A 21421-nucleotide genomic window follows, 5' to 3' on the forward strand; every position below is an offset into this window, starting at 1 on the left:
TAGGGCTTGCGGTCACCATCTTCGCGACGGTTGAAGCTCGGACGGTCGCCGTCTTCGCGCTTCGCCCAAGGCTTGCGGTCGCCGCCATCACGCGGGGCCCAAGGTTTACGCTCGCCGTCACGAGGGGCGTAGGGCTTGCGGTCACCATCTTCGCGGCGGTTGAAGCTCGGACGATCGCCGTCTTCGCGCTTCGCCCAAGGCTTGCGGTCGCCATCCTGACGCGCACCGTAGGGTTTGCGCTCGCCATCACGCGGGGCGTAGGGCTTGCGGTCACCATCTTCGCGACGGTTGAAGCTCGGACGGTCACCGTCCTCGCGCTTCGCCCAAGGCTTGCGGTCGCCGTCTTCGCGACGCCCGCCAAAGCTGCGGCGCTCGCCGCCTTCGGAGCGCGAGAAGCCGCCACGGTTCTCGCGGCCGTCACGGCTGTCGCGACCTTCGCCGCTCTCGCCGCGATCGGCACCACGGCTGCGGAATTCGCGCGGACGTTCCTCGACATCGCCGGTCAGTAGGCCGCCGAGCTGGTCGCGCAACGAGCGGCGTTTGACTTCGCGAACCTCGTTTTCCTCCATGCCGGTCAGCTTGAACGGGCCGTAGCTGATGCGGATGAGGCGGTTCACGGTCAGGCCGACATGCTGCATCGCACGACGTATCTCGCGGTTGCGGCCCTCGCGGATGCCGACGGTCAGCCAGGCGTTGGCGCCCTGCTGGCTGTCGAGACGGATCTCCATCGGCTTGAAATCTTCGCCATCGATGGTCGGACCGCGGCGCAGCGGATCAAAGGTCAGATCGGTGGGCTGGCCGTTCACGCGCACGCGGTAGCGGCGCAGCCAGCCGGTCGCGGGCAGTTCCAACCGGCGCTTGAGCTCGCCGTCATTGGTCAAAAGCAGCAGGCCTTCGGAGTTGAGGTCGAGCCGGCCGACCGTCATCACCCGCGGCAGATCGCGCGGCAAAGCGTCGAAAACCGTCTGACGGCCCTTTTCGTCCGAAGCCGAAGTCACCAGACCGTTGGGCTTGTAGTACAGCCAAAGGCGGGTTTCCTGCGGCTCGTCGAGCTGCTTGCCGTCGACCTTGATCTTGTCGGTGGGCAGAACGTCGAGCGCGGGGCTCTCGATCTTGCGGCCGTTCACGGTGACGCGGCCTTCGATGATCATGCGCTCGGCCTCGCGGCGCGAAGCGACACCGACGCGGGCCATGACTTTCGCGATCCGCTCGCCCTCGGGGGCTTCGGCGGCTTCTACGGGCGCGGCGGCGGGGGCGTTGCCGCGGGCCGCGACGGGAGCATCCTCGTCATCGTCGTCTTCGTCTTCGTCGTCTTCGTCGTCGTCTTCATCGTCGGCGTCATCATCGTCGTCGTCATCATCGTCGTCATCATCGCCGTCGACGTCGATATCGCCGTCTTCCTCATCGTCGATGTCGTCGGATTGGTCGGCCTCTGCCTCGGCAGCATCAAGGACGGCTTGCGCGTCAACTTCTGCGGTGATCTCGGTTTGGGCCGGGGTGGTCGCCTCGGTTTCGGGACCAGAATTCGTGCCGGATTCCGGCGTGGTATTTTCTTGGGACATTTCACTCTCCTGCGCATCTCTGCGGTGGCAAAGTCGTCGCTCTATACCCAACGCGCGAAAGTGCAAAGCGGTTCTTGCGCCAAAAGCGAATCCGGAGTGAATAGCTGCTATGACCCAGCCGCCCTTCCACAGCCATATGCCCGCAGCCCTTGCCGAGGCCCGCGCCGCCGCCGCGCGAGGCGAAGTGCCGGTGGGCGCGGTTTTGCTGGGTCCGGACGGGCGCGAACTGGCGCGGGCGGGCAACCGCACCCGCGAGCTTTCCGACCCGACCGCCCATGCCGAGATCCTCGCGATCAGGACCGCCTGCGCGGCTTTGGGCTCGGAACGGCTGCCCGGCGCCACGCTTTGGGTCACGCTCGAGCCCTGCCCGATGTGCGCCGCCGCCATCTCCGCCGCGCGGATCGCGACGCTTTACTACGGTGCCGATGACGCAAGGATGGGCGGGGTCGCACATGGGGCGCGGGTCTTCTCCCACCCGCAATGCCACCATGTCCCTACGGTTTATGGCGGCATTTCGTCGGGCGAATCCAAGGACTTGCTTCAAAGCTTCTTTTCGCAACGCCGCTGACACATTTCTGCTAAGAAAATTTCGCGTCCACCTTTCGCCGCGCTTGCGCTGCATCGCAGCATGATAAAAGATACCCGCACTCAGCCTTAGGGGAGAACGCGCGTGTTCAGGAAAATCCTTGTCGCCAACCGTGGAGAAATCGCCATTCGCGTCATGCGTGCGGCGAACGAGCTCGGGAAGAAGACCGTCGCGGTCTATGCCGAAGAGGACAAGCTGGGCCTGCACCGCTTCAAGGCCGACGAAGCCTACCGAATCGGCGAAGGGCTGGGTCCGGTCGCGGCCTATCTGAGCATCCCCGAAATCATTCGCGTCGCGAAGGAATCGGGCGCGGATGCGATCCATCCGGGCTACGGGCTCCTGTCGGAAAACCCCGAATTCGTCGATGCCTGCGTTCAGGCGGGAATCACCTTCATCGGTCCTTCGGCCGATACGATGCGCGCACTCGGCGACAAGGCCAGCGCGCGACAGGTCGCGATCAAGGCGGGTGTTCCGGTCATTCCCGCGACCGATGTGCTGGGCGACGACTTCGACGCGATCAAGCGCGAGGCCGCCGAAGTCGGCTACCCCCTGATGCTGAAGGCCAGCTGGGGCGGCGGCGGGCGCGGCATGCGTCCGATCAACGCCGAATCCGAGCTGGTCGAGAAAGTCCGCGAGGGCCGTCGCGAAGCCGAGGCCGCCTTCGGCAATGGCGAGGGCTATCTGGAAAAGATGATCCTGCGGGCCCGCCACGTCGAGGTCCAGCTTCTGGGCGACAGCCACGGCGGCCTTTACCACCTGTTCGAGCGTGACTGCACCGTCCAGCGCCGCAACCAGAAGGTCGTCGAGCGCGCCCCCGCCCCCTATCTGACCGATGCCCAACGCACCGAAGTCTGCGAGCTTGCGCTCAAGATCGGGCGCGCGGTCGGCTACCAGAATGCCGGCACGGTCGAATTCCTGATGGATATGGACAGCCAGCGCTTCTATTTCATCGAGGTGAACCCGCGCGTTCAGGTCGAGCATACCGTGACCGAAGAGGTCACCGGCATCGACATCGTCCAATCCCAGATCCAGATCGCCGAGGGCGCGACCCTGGCCGATGCCACCGGCATTGCCGATCAGGCGGGCGTCCAGCTTCAGGGCCATGCGCTGCAATGCCGCGTGACGACCGAAGATCCGCTGAACAATTTCATCCCCGATTACGGCCGCATCACCGCCTATCGCTCGGCCACCGGCAACGGCATCCGTCTGGACGGCGGCACCGCCTATTCGGGCGGCGTGATCACGCGCTATTACGATTCGCTGCTGGTCAAGGTCACGGCCCATGCCCAGACGCCGGAAAAGGCGATCGCGCGGATGGACCGCGCCTTGCGCGAATTCCGTGTGCGCGGGGTGGCGACGAATATCGAGTTCGTCATCAACCTGCTGAAGCACCCGACCTTCCTCGACGACAGCTATACGACCAAATTCATCGATACGACCGAGGATCTCTTCCATTTCCGCAAGCGCCGCGACCGTGCGACGAAGCTGTTGATCTATATCGCGGATATTTCGGTGAACGGTCACCCCGAGACGGCAGGCCGCGCCCAGCCGCCCGCCGATGCGCGCAAACCCGTGCCGCCGGCCCCCAAGGTCGAGCCCGCATCCGGCACGCGCCAGATGCTCGAACGGCAGGGCGCGAAGGCCGTGGCCGATTGGATGCTGGCGCAAAAGCGCCTGCTGATCACCGACACCACGATGCGCGACGGCCACCAGTCGCTGCTGGCGACGCGGATGCGCTCGCTCGACATGATCAAGGTCGCGCCGAGCTATGCGGCCAACCTGCCCGATCTGTTCTCGGTCGAATGCTGGGGCGGCGCGACCTTTGATGTGGCCTACCGCTTCTTGCAGGAAAGCCCGTGGCAGCGCCTGCGCGATCTGCGCGAGCGCATGCCAAACCTGATGACCCAGATGCTTTTGCGCGCCTCGAACGGGGTCGGCTATACCAACTACCCCGACAATGTCGTGCAAAGCTTCGTGCGTCAGGCGGCGGGGTCCGGCATCGACATCTTCCGCGTTTTCGACAGCCTCAACTGGGTCGAAAACATGCGCGTCGCGATGGATGCGGTGATCGAGACCGGCAAGATCTGCGAAGGCACCGTCTGCTATACCGGCGACATCCTCGATCCGGCGCGGGCGAAATACGACCTGAAATACTATGTCGATATGGGTAAACAGCTGCGCGATGCAGGCGCCCATGTCCTCGGCCTCAAGGATATGGCCGGTCTGCTGAAACCGGGAGCCGCGCGGGTTCTGGTGCGCGCGCTGAAGGAAGAGGTCGGCCTGCCCGTCCATTTCCACACCCATGACACCAGCGGCATCGCGGGGGCCTCGATCCTTGCCGCGGCCGAAGCGGGCGTCGACGCCGTCGATTCGGCGATGGATGCCTTCTCGGGCGGCACCTCGCAGCCCGCGCTGGGGTCGATTGTCGAGGCCTTGCGCAACTCCGACCGCGACACCGGCCTTGATATCGGCGCGGTCCGCGCGATCTCCAACTACTGGGAGGCGGTGCGCGAGCAATATGCCGCCTTCGAATCGGGCATTCAGGCCCCCGCCTCCGAGGTCTATCTGCATGAAATGCCCGGCGGCCAGTTCACCAACCTCAAGGCGCAGGCGCGCTCGATGGGGCTCGAAGAGCGCTGGGGCGAGATCGCCCAGACCTATGCCGATGTGAACCAGATGTTCGGCGATATCGTGAAGGTGACGCCCTCCTCCAAGGTCGTGGGCGATATGGCGCTGATGATGGTGGCCCAAGGGCTGAACCGCACGCAGGTCGAAGATCCCGCGACCGATGTCGCCTTCCCCGATTCGGTTGTCGACATGATGAAGGGCAATCTCGGGCAACCTCCGGGGGGATGGCCCGTGGCCCTGCAGGCCAAGATCCTCAAGGGCGAGCCCGCGCTGACCACACGGCCTGGCGCCTCGATGGCGCCGGTCGATCTGGAAGCGGTTCGCGCGAAACTGTCGCAGGAACTCGACGGGATGGAGATCGACGACGAGCATCTGAATGCCTATCTGATGTATCCCAAGGTCTTGCTCGACTATATGGGGCGGCGGCGCAGCTACGGCCCCGTGCGCGCCCTGCCGACGCATACGTTCTTCTACGGGATGGAGCCGGGCGAGGCGATCACCGCCGAAATCGATCCGGGCAAAAACCTCGAGATCCTGTTCCAGACCATCGGAGAGACCGACGAAAACGGCGATGTGAAGGTGTTTTTCGAGCTGAACGGCCAGCCGCGCGTGATCCGCGTCCCGAACCGCGCCATCAAGGCCCAGACCAAGGCGCGCCCCAAGGCCGACCCTGCCAATCCCGCCCATATCGGGGCACCGATGCCCGGCGTGATCGCCAGCGTGACGGCGGCGCTTGGCCAGAAGGTCAAAACCGGCGACCTGCTGCTGACCATCGAGGCGATGAAGATGGAAACCGGCATCCATGCCGACCGCGACGGCGTGGTCAAAGCGCTGCATGTCTCGGCGGGCAGTCAGGTCGACGCCAAGGATCTGATGATCGAGATCGAATGATGCGAAAGGGCGCCCTCGGGCGCCCTTCTTCATTGCCGGCCTGTTGGTGACGGGGTGCGCGCCCACCCTATTCGACCGCAGGCCCGGGATCGGCGGGCACGCTCTGCTCCTCCGCGGCAGAGGGTGGCGGGGCCGGAATGTTCATCGCGAAATCGAAACAGCCGGGCTGCCCCTCGACCGCGACAGCGGGGTTGGCGGCGTCACGCTGGCGCTCGGTCGGGAGCTCGAGCTTGGCGCAAAGGCGCAACGATTGCGGCCCGAGACGCTCGTAGCGGTAGGCCTCGCCGGTGGCGGGATCCGCCATACGCGGCAGCTCGCCGCAACCGGCCTGTGCCGAAGGGGTTTCGGGCAGGTTGTTGCCATTGGCCACGCCCTGACAATTGGCATGCCACCACAGGCTTCTGAGATCCGACATCCGCACGAAGTCGCGGTTCTGCGCTCGCGCGGTCAGCGGCCCGCCCGCAACCCAAAGCGCGGCCGCCACCATCACCGCAGCCAATCCCAAAATCGCCCAGCTGGCCGCTTTCTTGCCGTCACGCATCGATCTCGTCCCGATAATAAAGGCTGACCAAGACACCGAGCGCCGCCACCAGCAGGGCTTTGCTCAGGTAGTTCACGCTCAGGGAGCCGTCGAGCATCGTATAGATCGCGAGCACCAGATCCCCGAGCAGCACCAGTGCCGCTATCAGCAGCGTCACCGAAGCGAACCATTTGCGCACCAAAGAGCGCCTCAACCCGGGATCGCCCCGCGTTGCCTTGGCGGCCCGCGCATTGAGAAAGTAAAACAGCGGCCCGAAAGTCAAAAGCGCCGCTGCCGACCAGCGCATGCCGCTATCGCTGCCGTAACCCGGCGTGATGCCGTTCCGCGGCAAAAGACGGTCGATCAGATCAAACCCCATCGAACCCACATGCCAGGCAATGGCGCCAAGCGAAAGGAACAGCAGCCCGTAAAGCAGCGCCTCGCGCGCCGAGACATAGGGACGGGGACGCGGGATAGGCGGAAGGTCCGGCATGTAAAGCCAGCCCGCCATCGCATCGCGGGTCTCGTTCTCGCTCCAGCCCGCCTCGGCCAAAGCGGCGCGGATCGCTTCGGGATCGCGCCCCCGAAGCAAAGCCTCGCGGACAAAGTCGCTCAAGTGATCACTGGCGCGCATGATTCTCCCCCTGCGATCGGCCATCCGGCCGCGATAGCGTCAATCAGACCGCGAAAGCGCGCGGGTTTCAACTCGCGCAGCCGCGCCAACCCCGCGTTTTTCCGAAACTTTCCGCATCGCAGCACGGTTTTTTCGCGCTTTCGGCCGATCGGCGGCATTTTCCCCTTGCACCCCCCCGCGCCCTGACCTAAATCACCGCTCACCGGCAGGGAACTGCTGGGACGGAGTGCGGGCGTAGCTCAGGGGTAGAGCATAACCTTGCCAAGGTTAGGGTCGTGAGTTCGAATCTCATCGCCCGCTCCAAAAACAAAAAGGCCGGTCCTTCGGGACCGGCCTTTTTGTTTGGAAATTTCTTGAAAATTCCCTCTTGCGACTTCCGGCACGATCCCATAAATCACCCTCACCGAGGCAGAGATGCTGTCGGGACGGAGTGCGGGCGTAGCTCAGGGGTAGAGCATAACCTTGCCAAGGTTAGGGTCGTGAGTTCGAATCTCATCGCCCGCTCCAAAACAAAAAGGCCGGTCCTTCGGGACCGGCCTTTTTGTTTGCGCCGCCTGTGACGACGGCAGCATTCGGGTATTTCCGTGATGAAGAAGGGCCTTTGCTTTCTTCATCATGAAAATACCCGTCTTTTGCGGTCAATATTGGCCCGGCAAGACCAGATCGGTCGGGCGGTGGCCGTCGGCGAAAGTCTTGATGTTGATGATGACCTTCTCGCCCATTTCCGCGCGGCCCTCGACCGTGGCCGAGCCCATATGCGGCAGCAGGACGACATTGGGGAGTTCACGCAGGCGCGGGTTGATCTCGTGGCCATGCTCGAAGACATCGAGCCCCGCCCCCGCGATCTCGCCCGCCCGCAGCATCCGCGTCAGGGCATTCTCGTCGATAACCTCTCCGCGCGAGGTGTTCACGATCACCGCCGAAGGCTTCATCAGCTTGAGGCGGCGGGCGTTCATCAGATGGAAGGTCGAGGGCGTATGCGGCGCGTTGATCGAGATGATGTCCATGCGGCTCACCATCTGGTCGAGGCTTTCCCAATAGGTCGCCTGCAACTCGGCCTCGACTTCGGGGCGAAGGCGGCGGCGGTTGTGGTAATGGACCTGCATCCCGAAGGCATTGGCACGCCGCGCCACGGCCTGACCGATGCGGCCCATGCCGAGAATGCCCAGACGCCGGCCTCCAACGCGGCCGCCAAGGTGCAGTGTCGGCGCCCAGCCCTGCCAGTGGCCGGCCTGCATCTCGGCCATGCCTTCGGGCAGGCGGCGCGTCACGGCAAGGATCAGCGCAAGCGTCATATCGGCGGTGTCGTCGGTCACCACGCCCGGGGTATTCGTGACCAGCACGCCGCGCTGGCGCGCCGAATGGACATCGATATGGTCGATCCCCGCACCGTAATTCGCGATCAGCTTGAGCCGCTCGCCCGCCTGCGCCATCATCGATGCGTCGATCGTATCGGTGACGGTCGGGACCAGAACGTCGCTGGAGCGCATCGCGGCCACGATCTCGTCTCGGGTCATGCGGCGGTCATCCTCGCGCAGGACCACGTCGAACAGCTCCGACATGCGGGTTTCCACGACTTCGGGCAGTTTGCGCGTTACCGAAACCTTCAGGCGCGTCCGAGAGGGATTGTTCGCATATGTCATGGTCATCGCTGCTCCTGTCTTCCAATGCCGGTCCGCTTTTGGCAAACTGCCCATGATGCGGGGCAGTGACAAGACCTCGAACAAGGCAGGACTGGCATATGAGACCAATTAAAGCATGGCTGGCAGGGGCTTTGCCGGCGCTTGCGCTGATTCCCTTCGTGATTCCCGCCCATGCCCAGACCGGCTCCCCCTCGCAGATCGTCGAAGCCATCGAAGGTCAGGCCGAGGTGCAAGGCGCGGCCCCCAATGTTTCGGCCGATGCCGAGATCAGCCGCCACCAGAACGAAGAGCGCGATCCCAATCGCGGCGCGGTCACCAATCTGCCTGTGCCGCGCTTTGTCAGCCTCAAGGGCGGCGAAGGCAATGCGCGGCGCGGGCCGAGCCTGTCGCACCGTATCGACTGGGTCTTTCGCCACCCCGGCATGCCCCTGCGCGTGGTCGCCGAATTTGGCCATTGGCGCCGCGTGATCGATCAGGACGGCGCGGGCGGCTGGGTCCATTACGCGCTGCTCTCGGGCGTGCGCACCGCGATCGTCCAGCAGGACATGCTGGAGCTGATGTCGCGTCCCGACCAGAATTCCAGCGTGGTCGCCCGCGCCGAATCCGGTGCGATCGTGCGGCTGCATGAATGCAACAAGGATTGGTGCCGGATCTCGGGCGGGGGCGAGAAGGGCTGGGTCCTCAAGACCACGCTTTGGGGTGTCGATCCCGACGAGATCCGCGACTAACGGCGCCGTTCAAGGGCCCAAACGGGGGCAGGACGCCGCCCGTCTGTCCCGACGAGACGATAGAAAAGCGACGCGCGCCGGACCTCGGGTCGGGCGCGCGGCTTGTTTTCATCCATCGGGCATCGCCCGTGGCGCAGTCTTTGGTGCTCACGCCCCGCCGGTCACATCGCTCGAGGCGGCTGCACGGGCGCATTGGAAATAGGTCAGCGTCGTCTGGTCGCGCGTGACCCGCAAGACATCGGGGCGCGATTGCAGGTAGAGGACGCGGTTGCCGTTCAATTCGCCACCCTCGCAGGACAGCGTGACCTCGGTACGGTTCACCTGCACGTTGGAATCGACGACCGTACAGGTCGAGCCGGCCACGAGGAAGCGGTTGCCGTCGATCACCATTCGGGTCGCGCTTTGCTCATTGCCGCAATCGCTCGCACGCAGGTTGTAGCTGCCGTTGAGCGCATTCGAGGCGGCAACCGGACCCGGTGTCTGGTCGGGCACGGGTGGGGCGGTTTTCTCGCAGGCGGCAACAAATCCGGCCAAAGCAATGGCCGCGAGTGGCAGGGCGAGTGTCTTGGTCATCATCTTCGACGTCTCCCATCTGTCAGCGCGCGGCCAATGCCTTTGCCGGTCATAAGCCGGTCAGAGTTCAGTCGCGCGGCGTTGCGGACTCTGCAGCCAGAAGGCCACGTCCATTCAACAAAGCGTGAACCCCCGGTTTTCGTTCCCTGAATTTCAGCCAAAGTTCGTCGGCCGGTCGGGAATCGCCCTTGGACAGGATCCATTCCTCAAGCCGTGCCGCGGTTGCGGGGTCGAAAACATCGCCGGTCTCGCGGAAGGCCTCGAAAGCGTCGGCATCCATGACTTCGGACCACATGTAGCTGTAATAGCCCGAGGAATAGCCGTCTCCCGAGAAGACATGGCTGAAATGCGGCGTCGCATGGCGCATCGGGATCGCGGCGGGCGCGCCGAGACGGTCGAGCACCTCTGCCTGTTTGGCCATCGGATCGGCGCTCGGGCTGCCTTGGTGGAAGGCGATATCGACCAGCGCGCTTTCGAGATATTCGGTCGTGGCGAAACCCTGATCGGCATTGCCCGCAGCGATGATGCGGTCACGCAGATCGGCAGGCAGCGGCGCGCCGGTTTCGGCATGACGGGCATGACGGTCGAGCACTTCGGGCTGTTCGAGCCAATGTTCGTAAAGCTGGCTCGGCAGCTCCACGAAGTCGCGCGCAACCGAGGTGCCCGACATCGAGGGCCATGTCACATCCGACAGGATATGGTGCAGGGCATGGCCGAATTCGTGAAACAGCGTATGCGCGTCGTCCCAAGACAGATAGGCGGGCGCGCCTGCGGTCTCGGGCGGGGTAAAGTTGCAGATATTCGTGACGATCGCGCGCTGGCCCGCGCCGATCTTGTCCTGCTGCTGCAAGGACGAGCACCACGCCCCCGAGCGTTTCGAGGGCCGCGCGAAGAAATCGCCCACGAAGATCGCCATCAGCTTGCCGCCGCGCGTGACCTCCCAAGCGCGGGCCTCGGGCGCCCAGAGCGGAGCCTCGAATTCACGCATTTCAAGGCCGAACAGCCGGTTTGCCGTGTCGAAGACCGCGCCGATCATCGCATCCAGCGTCAGGTAGGGTTTGACCTCGGCCTCGTCGATATCATGTTCGGCGCGGCGGCGGCGCTCGGCGTAGAAACGCCAGTCCCAAGGTTCGAGCGCGCCATTGACGCCATCGGCATGGAGCGCGCGGGTGAAGGCCTCGGCGTCAAGATGGGCGCGGGCGACGGCGGGTTCCCAGACCTGCATCAGCAACTCTTCGACCGTGGCGGCATTGCGCGCCATTTCGGGCTCGAGTTTATACGCCGCGAAATCGGCATAGCCCAAAAGCTGCGCGCGCTCGTGGCGCAGGGCGAGGATCTCGGTGATGACCGGCAGGTTGTCGGTGGCCTCGCCTCCCGCCCCCTGCCCCGAACCGCGTGCGGTCCATGCCCGAAAGGCAATCTCGCGCAGGGCACGGTCTTCGCTATATTCGAGGAATGGCACGATCAGCGAGCGGTTCAGCGTCACGATCTGGCCGTCGAACCCGCGCTCTTTGGCGGCGGCACGCATGGCGCGGACCAACCAGTCCGGCAGACCGGCCAGACGGTCGTCGGGGATCTGCTGGACGTAGTCGCGTTCATCCGTCAGCACGTTTTGCGAGAATTCCGTCGTCAGGACAGCCAGACGTTCGCGGATCGCGGCCATGCGCTCGCGGGCCGCGCCGTCCAGCGCGGCACCGGCGCGACGCAGGCCGCGCAGGGTCAGTTCGGTCAGGCGGCGGTCTTCGGGGGCGAGGCTGTCGGCCGTCGCAGCCACGGTCTCGACACGGGCGAAAAGACGCGGGTCCATGCCGGTTTTCGAGCCGTGAGCCGCCAGACGCGGCGCGACTTCGCGCTGGATCTTCTCGCGCGAGGGGTTCGAATCGACGCCGGTGAGATTGTAGAAAACAGAGGCCAGACGGTTCAGGCTGTCTTCGGCGCTTTCGAGGGCGGCGACCGTATTGGCGAAAGTCGCGGGCTCGGGATTGGCGGCGATCGCCTCGACAGCGGCGGCGGCCTCGGCCAGACAGTGATCGAATGCGGGGGGGAAATCCTCGTCGCGGATCAGGTCGAAGCGCGGCAGGCCATGCGGACCGGACCAATGCGTGATTTCGGGATTCATCGCGGATCTCCTTGCGTGACGGCGGCGGCGCAACCGCGCCACCCGTATGATCAAGGATTTAACCCGCAGCCGCCCTTTGACAAGGCCGCCGCCCGATCATTGCGCCGAAGGGCTTGCCGGATGGATGCCGCCGCAGATCGCGCAGCCTTCGCGCCTGCGCATCGAGATCACGCGGCTTTCGCCCCAAAGCCCGTCGAAAATGAGCATCCGCCCCCGCAAAGGCGCGCCGGCACGGGTCAGGAGCTTGATCGCCTCGAGCGCCATCATCGAGCCGACGACCCCCGGAAGCGCGCCCACCACCCCCGCCTCGGCGCATGACGGTGCAAGCCCTTGGGCGGGCGGCTCGGGGAACAGGCAGGCGAGGCAGGGCGCGTTGCGGGCGGGGTCCCAGATGGTCAACTGGCCCTCCCATTGCGCGATCGAGCCCGCGACCAGCGGCACGCCCGCCGCGACACAGGCCCGATTGACCGCAAAGCGCGAGGCGAAACTGTCGGTGCCGTCCAGCACCAGATCGAAGCCCGCAACAAGCTCTGCGTCATCGGCGGTGATGCGGCGGGCCAGCGCGGTGACCCCGACATGGGGGTTGAGCGCGGCGATGGCCTCGGCCGCGGCCTCGACCTTGGCGCGGCCGTTATCGCTGCTGTGGAAGATCACCTGACGTTGCAGGTTAGAGAGGCTGACGACATCGTCATCGGCCAGCGTCATCCGCCCGACCCCCGCCGCCGCCAGATAAAGCGCGACCGGCGAACCAAGCGCACCCGCGCCCACGACCAGCACCTTCGCGCCGCGCAGACGGTTTTGCCCCGCGCCGCCGACCTCGCGCAAAACGATATGGCGGGCATAGCGGTCGAGCTCGGCATCTGACATCGGCGCAGGCTTGCCGTCCGCTCCGATGACGGGCGGCGCAAGCGGGGCAGCCGCTTCGACGGCAACCGGCATCGCGCCTTCGGTCGCCCCATTGCGCGCGGCAACGGCATTGCGCTTGAGATAGCCGATCACCTTGCGGTAGCCGATCACCAACAACACGAAGCCGCCCGCCAGCGCCCATTGCTGCGGCCCTCCGCCAATCAGACGCGCCAGCGCCGATTGCGGCCAAAGCGCGAGGACCGGCATCGAGGCGATCCAGACGCCCAGCACCATTGCCGCCGTATAGCGGCCCGGAATGCGGGCAAAGCGCCAGCTGAGCAGAATGACGAGGATCAGGAGAAGGACGAACATCGCCCCTCCCGTCAGGACCGGCCGGTCGAGCCGAAGCCGCCCGAGGCGCGATCACTCTCCGAGAGGGTCTCGGCCATGACATAGCGGGCCTGAACCACCGGCGCGATCACGGCCTGCGCGATCCGCTCGCCATGGGCGATCACGAAGGGTTCGCGGCCGAGATTGACCAAAATGACGCCCAAAGGCCCGCGATAATCGCTGTCGACCGTGCCGGGCGCATTGGCCACCGTCACGCCATATTTGAGCGCGAGGCCCGAACGTGGCCGCACCTGCATCTCGAATCCATGGGGGATTTCGACCCGAAGACCCGTCGGCACCAGCTTCACATCGCCCGGCTCGAGGGTCAGATCGCGACCGGCGAGGTCGGCGCGCAAATCGGCGCCGGCCGCACCGGCCGTCTGATAGTCGGGAAGCGGAAGGGCGGGATCCGCCCCTTCGTCGCGCATGACCAAAATCCGAATATCCGGCATCATGCGCCTTCCTTATCGTTAAGATCACGCCCTTATTTGGGCGCGATCATCATCACCATCTGGCGGCCTTCGAGCTTGGGCATCGACTCGACCTTGCCGGCCTCGCCGACCTCGGCTGCAACGCGGTGCAGCAATTCGAGGCCCAGCTGCTGGTGCGCCATTTCGCGGCCACGGAAGCGCAAGGTGATTTTCACCTTGTCGCCTTCGCCCAGGAATTTCATCACGCTGCGCATTTTGACTTCGTAGTCGTGGGTATCGGTTCCCGGACGGAACTTGATCTCCTTGACCTCGATGACCTTCTGCTTCTTGCGCGCCTCGGCTTCGCGTTTTTGCTGTTCATATTTGAACTTGCCGAGGTCCATGATCTTGCAGACCGGCGGAACGGCATTGGGCGAGATCTCGACCAGATCGAGCCCGACGGCCTGAGCCAGCTCGATCCCTTTGGCCGGGGTCACGACCCCGATGTTCTCACCTTCCGCGCCGATCAGGCGAATTTCAGCGACACGGATACGATCATTGACGCGCGGGCCAGTGTCACGGACGGGCGGTGCGTTATGCGGTCTGCGAGCTATGGTAGTCTTCCTTCAATTGTTGGGAATCTGTGGGCTTTAGATAGCCATGAAGGCGCGGCCTTTCAACCTGTTTCGTCCGCCTCGGGGGATTGTCGGGGCCGCAGCCACAAGGGCCTGCGCGCCGCAGTCGCAGCAAAGCCGCCGGCGCGATCTCCCGCGGGTCGCACAAGGGGCCAAGGGTGGACAAACGGGGGCCGGACGGAGCGCGACGGGTACACCGCGAGGGCCCGCGCGGCCCATGCGGGGCGGCTCCGGTTGCGCCCTCCGCATCTCGCGAAGGACCGGCGGGAAAAGTCCCGACTCCCCGCGAAACCGGCGCAAAGACCGGAAAAACCCTTATCTTCCTCAAGAGATTGGCGGAAACCGCACGGCTTTTTGCCGCTTGCGGGCGCACGGCCCCTGCCCTGCCGCGTCCTTGCTCTGCGCGAAAAGTCCCGATGGGCCGTCCCACGCACTTCCCGCACCCCGTCGGGCATGTCATAGAGGGGCCAAGCATTTTCTGCCACCTTCGCCGCTTTGCCGCGGCCTCATGCCGGAGTCCCTCAATGGCGCGTATCCTGTCGCTTGTCGTGATCCTTGTTCTTGCCGGCGGTGGCGTCTGGCTGTGGTCGGGCGGAGATCTTTCGCGCGTCACCTCGCAAATCGAGGCGCTGACCGGCGGCACTCCGACCGCCCCCGAGGCACCCGCAGCTGCAGCGCCGGCAGAAACGCCCGCCGAACCGGAACCCGCTCCGGCAGCCCCCGTAGCCACCACGCCCGAGGTTCCCGCCGCTCCGGCAGCCGCTCCCGTCGTGACGGATGAAGCTGCGGCCGATGCCGCAGGCAATGCCGCCGATGCGGCCGCCGATGCGGCAGCGACCGCGACCGATGCCGCGGCCGAAGCGGTCGAGGCCGCGCCGACCAGCCCTGCCGCGCAAGAGGCCGAGGCTGCTGCCGAAACCGCGATCGAGGCCGCCGACCGCGCTGCCAATGCCGCTGTCGAGGCCACCTCCAGCGCCGATCCCGCAGCGGCCGCAGGCGTCGCAGCCGAAGCGACCCAGGAGGCCGCCTCCGCTGCCGCCGAAGCAGGCTCCGCCGCCTCGCAAGCCGCCGCCGACGGGGCCGAGATCGCCCGCCTTCTGACCCCCGAAGGCTACGACAAGGCCCGCGTTGCGGCGCTGATCGATGCTTCGACCATCGGCGACGACCAGAAAACCACGCTGAAATCGCTGCTCGACAGCGCCTCGTCCAACCCCGACCTGTTCAAGGCCGCGCTCAATCAGGTGCGGGCCATCCTGAAATGAGCGGCTTTCGCGACCTCAAGACCTTTATTGCGAACAACGGTTTGAAGAAGGCCAAAGGCCCGATCGCCGTGATCCTGATCGAGGATGATGCCGCGATTGCCACAACGCTGTCGCATCACCTCAAGCTGGGCTTTCGCCAGATCATTGCGCTCTCGTCGAACCCCCTGCCCGAGGCGATGCTGCCGCTCGCGGCGCATCCGGCGGCAAGCGACGGGGCCGCGCCCCGTCCCGACAGCCGCGTCGTCAACCTCCAGTTCAACACCCGCCATCATCAGGCCCATGTCGATGCGGTGAACATGGTGATCGACGCCGTGCCCGAGGGGACCTGGCTTTACTACTGCTACAACAGCGAATTCCTGTTCTTCCCCTTCTCGGAATCGCGCTCGGTCGGCGAGATGCTGGCCTTCCACGCCGAGGAACGCCGCCGTGCCATGCTGACCTATGTGGTCGATCTCTATGCCCCCGATCTGGCGCGCTTCCCCGATGCGGTCAGCCTGTCCGAAGCGCGCTTCGACCAGACCGGCTATTACGCGCTCGGCCGCCGGAATCGCGAGGGCGGCTTCCACGAGCGCCAGCTCGACTTCTTCGGCGGGCTGCGCTGGCGTTTCGAGGAACATCTGCCCGCCGATCGCCGCCGCATCGACCGGATCGCGCTGTTCCGCTCCACCAAAGGACTGAAACTTCAGGCCGACCACCGGTTCGACATCGAGGAATACAACACTTATTCCTGCCCGTGGCACCATAATCTGACCGCGACGATCACCTCGTTCCGCGTGGCCAAGGCGCTGGCCCAAAACCCCGGCTCGCGGGCCGAAATCCGCGATTTCAACTGGCGCAACTCGGTGCCGTTCCGCTGGAATGCCCAGCAGTTGATGGATTTGGGGCTGATGGAGCCTGGCCAGTGGTTCTGAGCGCTACACACTGACGCGGGGGCAAGCATGGCCCCCGATCGGGCGGAAGATGCGACTTTTGCAGGGGGCAAAGGCCCAAACCGCTTCGGAGCGGCGCCCTTTCGGACTATGGTAACGCCGTCGTCAGACTTGCACGCTAGTCCTGCACGATGATAGACGGAACGTCATTCATGACCTGGGGGCATAGCTCCCGCCCAGCACAACAGGCAGGCAAAATATGACAATGACCCGGACCAGTTTCGACAAGGAAGACCTGCTCGCCTGCGCGCGTGGGGAACTTTTCGGGCCCGGTAATGCGCAGCTTCCCCTGCCGCCGATGCTGATGATGGACCGCATCACCGATATTTCGGGCGATGCCGGCCTGCATGGCAAAGGCCATGTCGTTGCCGAATTCGATATCAACCCGGATCTGTGGTTCTTCGAGTGCCACTTCCTCAACAACCCGATCATGCCGGGCTGTCTCGGCCTTGACGGGCTGTGGCAGCTGACGGGCTTCAACCTCGGCTGGCGCGGCTGGCTGGGTCGCGGCTATGCGCTCGGCGTGGGCGAGGTCAAGCTGACCGGCATGGTCCGCCCCGACCGCAAGAAACTGACCTATTTCGTGGATTTCACCAAAGCGATCCAGACGCGCCGCCTGACCATGGGCGTGGCGGACGGCCGTGTCGAAGCGGATGGCGAGACCATCTATGAAGTCAAAGACATGAAGGTCGCCCTTTCGGCAAACTGACCTTTCAGATGAAGGAGGACACCATGCGTCGCGTGGTCATTACCGGGCTGGGGATCGTCTCGCCCATCGGCAACAACGCCTCCGAGGTCACCGAGAGCTTGCGGCTGGGGAAATCGGGTCTCTCGACCGCTCCGGGCTATGCGGAACTGGGTTTCCGCAGCCAGGTTCACGGCATGCCCAAGATCAATGTCGAGGAGCATATCGACAAGCGTAACCTGCGCTTCATGGGTCCGGGCGCGGCCTATAACTTCATCGCCATGGAGCAGGCGATCGCCGATTCCGGCCTCGAGGAGAAAGACGTCTCGAACGAGCGCACCGGCCTGATCATGGGCTCGGGCGGTCCGTCGACCTCGAACCTGTTCGAGGCCCATAAGATCACGCTGGAAAAGGGCGCGCCGAAAAAGATGGGGCCGTTCATGGTCACGCGCGGCATGTCCTCGACCAATTCGGCCTGCCTTGCGACGCCGTTCAAGATCAAGGGCGTGAACTATTCGATCACCTCGGCCTGCTCGACCTCGGCGCATTGCATCGGCAACGGCGTCGAACAGATCCAGCTGGGCAAGCAGGATATCGTCTTTGCCGGCGGCGGCGAGGAACTCGACTGGACGCTGTCGTGCCTGTTCGACGCGATGGGCGCGATGTCGTCGAAATACAACGACACGCCCGAAACCGCCTCGCGTCCCTATGACGTCAGCCGCGACGGTTTCGTCATCGCGGGCGGCGGCGGTGTGGTCGTGCTCGAAGAGCTGGGCCATGCGCTGGCGCGCGGTGCCAAAATCTATGCCGAAGTCACCGGCTACGGCGCGACTTCGGACGGCTACGACATGGTTGCCCCCTCGGGCGAAGGCGGCGAGCGCTCGATGCGTCTGGCGCTTTCGACCATCGGCGAGGGTCGCAAGGTCAACTACATCAACGCGCACGGCACCTCGACCCCCGTCGGCGATGTCGGCGAGATCGAGGCCGCGCGCCGCGTCTTCGGCGAAGGCAATATGCCGAAAATCGCTTCGACCAAATCGCTGACCGGCCATTCGCTTGGTGCGACCGGCGTTCACGAGGCGATCTATTCGCTGCTGATGATGCAGAACCGCTTCATCGCGGCATCGGCCAATATCGTCGAGCTGGACCCCCGTATCCATCCCGACGAGATCGCGCTGGAACGCATCGACAATGTCGATTTTGACACAGTCTTGTCGAATAGCTTCGGCTTCGGTGGAACCAATGCCACCCTTGCGATGTCTGTCTATAAAGATTGATCTGGAAGAAGGTTGGGCAATGACCGAATTGCTGAAAGGTAAACGCGCGCTTGTCATGGGTGTCGCGAATGATCGCTCGATCGCTTGGGGAATCGCCAAGGCCCTGCACGAGGCAGGTGCCGAGCTGGCTTTCTCCTATCAGGGCGATGCTTTCGGCAAGCGTGTCGAGCCGCTGGCGAAATCATTGGGGTCCGACTTCCTGTTGGACCTCGATGTTCAGGACGACGCCTCGCTGGATGCGGGCTTCGCCGAGATCGAGAAGCGCTGGGGCAAGTTCGACATTCTCGTCCATGCCATCGCGTTTTCCGACAAGAACGAGCTGACCGGCCGTTTCATCAACACCACGCGCGAGAATTTCAAAACCTCGCTGACGATCTCGTGCTTCTCGCTGATCGACGTGGCGCGGCGCGCCCATGCGCTGATGAACGAGGGCGGATCGATCATCACGCTGACCTATGCCGGCTCGAACCGCGTGACGCCTTACTACAACGTCATGGGGGTCGCGAAAGCGGCGCTGGAATCCTCGGTCCGCTATCTGGCGAATGATCTCGGCCCCGAGGGGATCCGCGTCAATGCGATCAGCCCCGGCCCGATGAAAACCCTTGCCGGTGCCGCGATCGGCGGCGCGCGCAAGACCTATCGCCACACCGAGGCAAACGCGCCCTTGCGCGCCAATGCCACGCTGGAAGCGATCGGCGGCACGGCGGTCTGGCTTTGCTCGGATTGGGGCGCCTGCACCACCGGCGAGACGATCCTTGTCGATGGCGGCTACCACGTTCTGGGCATGCCGCAGTCGGAAAACCTCTGATGGAGGCGCGCTTTTACCGCGCAGCCGACGGAGCCCGCCTCGCTTATCGCGACGAGGGTGACGGGCTGCCGGTACTGGCGCTTTCCGGCCTGACCCGCACGGGTCGGGATTTCGACTATCTTGCGCCGCATCTGACCGGCATCCGGCTGATCCGCCCCGATTACCGCGGGCGCGGAGAGTCGGACTGGACGGGTGCGGCCAGCTATAGCGTTGCGCAGGAAGGCGCGGATGCGCTCGCGCTGCTCGACCATCTGGGCGTCGCGAAAGCCGCGATCCTCGGGACCTCGCGCGGCGGTTTGATCGGAATGTATCTGGCCGCCGTTGCCAAGGACCGCATGACGGGACTTTGCCTCAATGATGTCGGGCCTGTGCTGGAAAAGGCGGGCCTCGACAAGATTTTCGACTATATCGGCCGCAATCCGGTCGGCAAATCCCCCGAGGATATCGCCGCCAAAATGCCCAAAGTCATGGCCGGTTTCGCCAATGTCGCGCCGGGCCGCTGGCTTTCCGAGGCGCGGCTGCATTACCACCAGACGCCGGGCGGCATGAAAATCACCTATGATCCGGCGCTGCGCGAGGCCTTCATCGAGGCGATGTCCGGCCCCGTGATCGACGCATGGCCCATCTTCGACGCGACCCGAGACTTGCCGCTCGCGCTGCTGCGCGGGGCGAATTCGGATCTGCTCTCGCGCGAAACCGCCGCCGAGATGCGCCGCCGCCGTCCCGACATGATCTTTGCCGAGATCCCCGACCGCGCCCATATTCCCTTCCTCGACGAGCCCGAATCGCTCGCCGCACTCAGGGAGTGGTTCGCGTTGATGCGCTGAACGCGGCCATTTCGGCATCTTCGCGCGCAACCTCGTCGAGCAGGAATTGCCGGAAGTCGCGGATGGCCGGACGATTGCGCGACCAGCTCGGATAGACCAGCCAGACCGATTTGCGCGCCTTGCCGACATGCGGGAAGGGCTGCACCAGCGCTCCGGTCGCCAGCTCGAAACGGAAGAAGCGTGGCGTCAGCAACGCCACCCCCCGCCCCGCCAGCGCCACCCGTGCCTCGTTGACCTGCGCGCCCAAGGCCGGCCATGCCTTCTGCGCGACTGGATCGAAGGCCACCCCCGCATCCGCCATCCAGCACGCCCAATTGGGATCTTGCGGATCGAGAATCGGCAACTTCAGCAGATCCTCGGGGTGGCGCAGATCGATGCTCTCCATCAGTCGGGGCGACAAAAGCGGCGCGAATGTATAGGGCATCACGAAATCGGAGGTGAGGCTGGGCCAGTCGCCATCGCCGGTCCTGATCGCCACATCGATATCGTCATGCATGAAATCGACGATGCTGTCCGAGCTTTCCAGCCGTACCGCCAACTGTGGATGGGCCATCTGGAAATGCCCAAGCCTCTGCGAGAGCCAGTTTCCCGCAAGGCTGATCATCGACGAGATCGCCAATGTCCCCCGCCTGCCCTCGGGCGGCGTATAGGTCGTGCGCAAAAGCTCGAAAGCTTCGTTGGTCGGCCCCGCGAGCCGCGCGCCCAAACGGGTCAGCTTCAGCTCGCGCGGCAGGCGTTGGAACAGCGCGCCCCCCAAGCGCTCCTCGAGGATCTTGATCTGATAGCTGACACCGGCCTGCGTCATGCCGAGCTCGACGGCGGCACGGGTGAAGCTGAGATGTCTTGCAGCCGATTCGAAGACGCGAATCGCCGCCAGCGGGGGCATTTCCATAAGCTCTCCTTATGTGTCGCATCCGAGGATTGGTTGGTCACCCGAGGCGGAAGCTAGCATGGTCGCAGCCCAGATCAACGGCCTTAGAGCCCTCGAGGAGCCCCGCCATGACCGCACTCACCAAAGCTGCCTGCAACCACGACCACCGCACGGCCTCGCGGCTGGTGCAATGGCTCCTGCAATGGCGGAGCCGGAAGGCCGGGAAGCTGTCGCGCGAATCGTTGCACGCGATTCCCGAAAACCTGCGCCACGACCTCGGTCTCGACGGCGGCATCCGCCTCGCCCGTGGAGAGCGTTCGGGCGGACGCAGGCTGGACGATACCGCCAATCGCTGCATACCGAGCAGTTTTGGCCCGTTCTTTCGCTAAGACAGAAGAATGAAAGCCAATCATTTCATCAGGCTGTTAAACCGGATGCATTAATCGGCTTTCATTCGATTCCCCGAAACGAACTTCAAGAATATTTAACCGAAAGAATAAACCGTTCTGGACGGCGAAACAGAAACAAAAAAATCGTTCGATTAGACTAAAAAGTCCAACCTGACAAAGGTTATGCTCCAAATCGGCACTCCGCCAG

At 64.5% G+C, this 21421-nt stretch carries 20 protein-coding genes and 2 tRNA genes; 12 read left to right on the forward strand and 10 right to left on the reverse strand.

Features of this window, described 5'->3' with window-relative positions; translation table 11 throughout:
- Nucleotides 1–1562: pseudouridine synthase (locus ACFFUC_RS00005; RefSeq protein WP_377682358.1), on the reverse strand; the 1562-nt coding region annotated here is incomplete at its 3' end.
- 109 nt (nucleotides 1563–1671) lie between these two features.
- Here ACFFUC_RS00005 and ACFFUC_RS00010 point away from each other — a divergent pair.
- Nucleotides 1672–2130 carry a nucleoside deaminase gene (locus ACFFUC_RS00010; RefSeq protein WP_377682361.1) on the forward strand — a complete coding sequence of 153 codons (459 nt, stop codon included), beginning with the start codon at nucleotides 1672–1674 and terminating at the stop codon, nucleotides 2128–2130.
- Nucleotides 2131–2232: 102 nt separating this feature from the next.
- The gene (locus ACFFUC_RS00015) at nucleotides 2233–5667 is read left to right on the forward strand and encodes a pyruvate carboxylase (protein ID WP_377682363.1); all 3435 of its coding nucleotides are present in this window, start codon (nucleotides 2233–2235) and stop codon (nucleotides 5665–5667) included.
- Between the two features lie 67 nt (nucleotides 5668–5734).
- On the opposite strand, the gene ACFFUC_RS00020 is transcribed toward ACFFUC_RS00015, so the two are convergent.
- Both ACFFUC_RS00020 and ACFFUC_RS00025 read right to left on the reverse strand, forming a co-directional pair.
- Nucleotides 5735–6208, reverse strand: a complete 474-nt coding sequence (locus tag ACFFUC_RS00020; RefSeq protein WP_377682365.1) for a hypothetical protein — start codon at nucleotides 6206–6208, stop codon at nucleotides 5735–5737.
- Nucleotides 6201–6821 carry a DUF5671 domain-containing protein gene (locus tag ACFFUC_RS00025; RefSeq protein WP_377682367.1) on the reverse strand — a complete coding sequence of 207 codons (621 nt, stop codon included), beginning with the start codon at nucleotides 6819–6821 and terminating at the stop codon, nucleotides 6201–6203. Before ACFFUC_RS00025 ends, ACFFUC_RS00020 begins: the two co-directional genes overlap by 8 nt.
- Nucleotides 6822–7049: 228 nt before the next feature.
- Here ACFFUC_RS00025 and ACFFUC_RS00030 point away from each other — a divergent pair.
- Both ACFFUC_RS00030 and ACFFUC_RS00035 read left to right on the forward strand, forming a co-directional pair.
- Nucleotides 7050–7124, forward strand: a tRNA-Gly gene (locus ACFFUC_RS00030).
- Nucleotides 7125–7253: 129 nt separating this feature from the next.
- Nucleotides 7254–7328 (forward strand) — tRNA-Gly (locus ACFFUC_RS00035).
- A gap of 131 nt (nucleotides 7329–7459) precedes the next feature.
- Here ACFFUC_RS00035 and ACFFUC_RS00040 read toward each other — a convergent pair.
- Nucleotides 7460–8470, reverse strand: a complete 1011-nt coding sequence (locus ACFFUC_RS00040) for a 2-hydroxyacid dehydrogenase (RefSeq protein ID WP_377682369.1) — start codon at nucleotides 8468–8470, stop codon at nucleotides 7460–7462.
- A gap of 92 nt (nucleotides 8471–8562) precedes the next feature.
- On the opposite strand from ACFFUC_RS00040, the gene ACFFUC_RS00045 reads away from it, so the two are divergent.
- Nucleotides 8563–9192 carry an SH3 domain-containing protein gene (locus ACFFUC_RS00045; RefSeq protein WP_377682372.1) on the forward strand — a complete coding sequence of 210 codons (630 nt, stop codon included), beginning with the start codon at nucleotides 8563–8565 and terminating at the stop codon, nucleotides 9190–9192.
- A 147-nt stretch (nucleotides 9193–9339) separates the two neighbouring features.
- Here the strand turns inward: ACFFUC_RS00045 and ACFFUC_RS00050 are convergent, their stop codons facing one another.
- From ACFFUC_RS00050 to infC, 5 genes are all read right to left on the reverse strand, one after another.
- A complete protein-coding gene (locus tag ACFFUC_RS00050) occupies nucleotides 9340–9768 on the reverse strand; it encodes a hypothetical protein (RefSeq protein ID WP_377682374.1) in 429 nt (142 codons plus the stop codon).
- 64 nt (nucleotides 9769–9832) lie between these two features.
- Nucleotides 9833–11884: a M3 family metallopeptidase gene (locus tag ACFFUC_RS00055; protein WP_377682376.1), complete on the reverse strand. Its 2052-nt coding sequence runs from the start codon at nucleotides 11882–11884 to the stop codon at nucleotides 9833–9835.
- 96 nt (nucleotides 11885–11980) lie between these two features.
- Complete coding sequence (locus ACFFUC_RS00060) at nucleotides 11981–13102, reverse strand: HesA/MoeB/ThiF family protein (protein ID WP_377682378.1); 1122 nt, start codon at nucleotides 13100–13102, stop codon at nucleotides 11981–11983.
- 11 nt (nucleotides 13103–13113) lie between these two features.
- Nucleotides 13114–13572 carry a dUTP diphosphatase gene (gene dut / locus ACFFUC_RS00065; RefSeq protein ID WP_377683575.1) on the reverse strand — a complete coding sequence of 153 codons (459 nt, stop codon included), beginning with the start codon at nucleotides 13570–13572 and terminating at the stop codon, nucleotides 13114–13116.
- 32 nt (nucleotides 13573–13604) lie between these two features.
- A complete protein-coding gene (gene infC / locus ACFFUC_RS00070) occupies nucleotides 13605–14144 on the reverse strand; it encodes a translation initiation factor IF-3 (protein WP_377683577.1) in 540 nt (179 codons plus the stop codon).
- Nucleotides 14145–14689: 545 nt separating this feature from the next.
- Here infC and ACFFUC_RS00075 point away from each other — a divergent pair.
- From ACFFUC_RS00075 to ACFFUC_RS00100, 6 genes are all read left to right on the forward strand, one after another.
- Nucleotides 14690–15427, forward strand: a complete 738-nt coding sequence (locus ACFFUC_RS00075; protein WP_377682380.1) for a hypothetical protein — start codon at nucleotides 14690–14692, stop codon at nucleotides 15425–15427.
- Nucleotides 15424–16338: a glycosyltransferase family protein gene (locus ACFFUC_RS00080; RefSeq protein ID WP_377682382.1), complete on the forward strand. Its 915-nt coding sequence runs from the start codon at nucleotides 15424–15426 to the stop codon at nucleotides 16336–16338. The genes ACFFUC_RS00075 and ACFFUC_RS00080 overlap by 4 nt, the downstream gene beginning before the upstream one ends.
- A 217-nt stretch (nucleotides 16339–16555) precedes the next feature.
- Nucleotides 16556–17065: a bifunctional 3-hydroxydecanoyl-ACP dehydratase/trans-2-decenoyl-ACP isomerase gene (fabA, locus tag ACFFUC_RS00085; RefSeq protein ID WP_377682384.1), complete on the forward strand. Its 510-nt coding sequence runs from the start codon at nucleotides 16556–16558 to the stop codon at nucleotides 17063–17065.
- A 23-nt stretch (nucleotides 17066–17088) separates the two neighbouring features.
- A complete protein-coding gene (fabB, locus tag ACFFUC_RS00090; RefSeq protein WP_377682386.1) occupies nucleotides 17089–18318 on the forward strand; it encodes a beta-ketoacyl-ACP synthase I in 1230 nt (409 codons plus the stop codon).
- A gap of 19 nt (nucleotides 18319–18337) precedes the next feature.
- A complete protein-coding gene (locus tag ACFFUC_RS00095; protein ID WP_377682388.1) occupies nucleotides 18338–19126 on the forward strand; it encodes an enoyl-ACP reductase FabI in 789 nt (262 codons plus the stop codon).
- Complete coding sequence (locus tag ACFFUC_RS00100; protein ID WP_377682390.1) at nucleotides 19126–19953, forward strand: alpha/beta fold hydrolase; 828 nt, start codon at nucleotides 19126–19128, stop codon at nucleotides 19951–19953. Before ACFFUC_RS00095 ends, ACFFUC_RS00100 begins: the two co-directional genes overlap by 1 nt.
- Here the strand turns inward: ACFFUC_RS00100 and ACFFUC_RS00105 are convergent.
- On the reverse strand, nucleotides 19925–20845 hold the full coding sequence (locus tag ACFFUC_RS00105) for a LysR substrate-binding domain-containing protein (RefSeq protein ID WP_377682392.1): 921 nt from the start codon (nucleotides 20843–20845) through the stop codon (nucleotides 19925–19927). The two genes, ACFFUC_RS00100 and ACFFUC_RS00105, sit on opposite strands and share 29 nt — an antisense overlap.
- A 107-nt stretch (nucleotides 20846–20952) precedes the next feature.
- On the opposite strand from ACFFUC_RS00105, the gene ACFFUC_RS00110 reads away from it, so the two are divergent.
- Nucleotides 20953–21213: a hypothetical protein gene (locus tag ACFFUC_RS00110; RefSeq protein ID WP_377682394.1), complete on the forward strand. Its 261-nt coding sequence runs from the start codon at nucleotides 20953–20955 to the stop codon at nucleotides 21211–21213.
- Nucleotides 21214–21421 lie beyond the last annotated feature (208 nt).

The sequence above is a fragment of the Paracoccus cavernae genome (assembly GCF_042430175.1).
Taxonomy (GTDB): Bacteria; Pseudomonadota; Alphaproteobacteria; order Rhodobacterales; family Rhodobacteraceae; genus Paracoccus; species Paracoccus cavernae.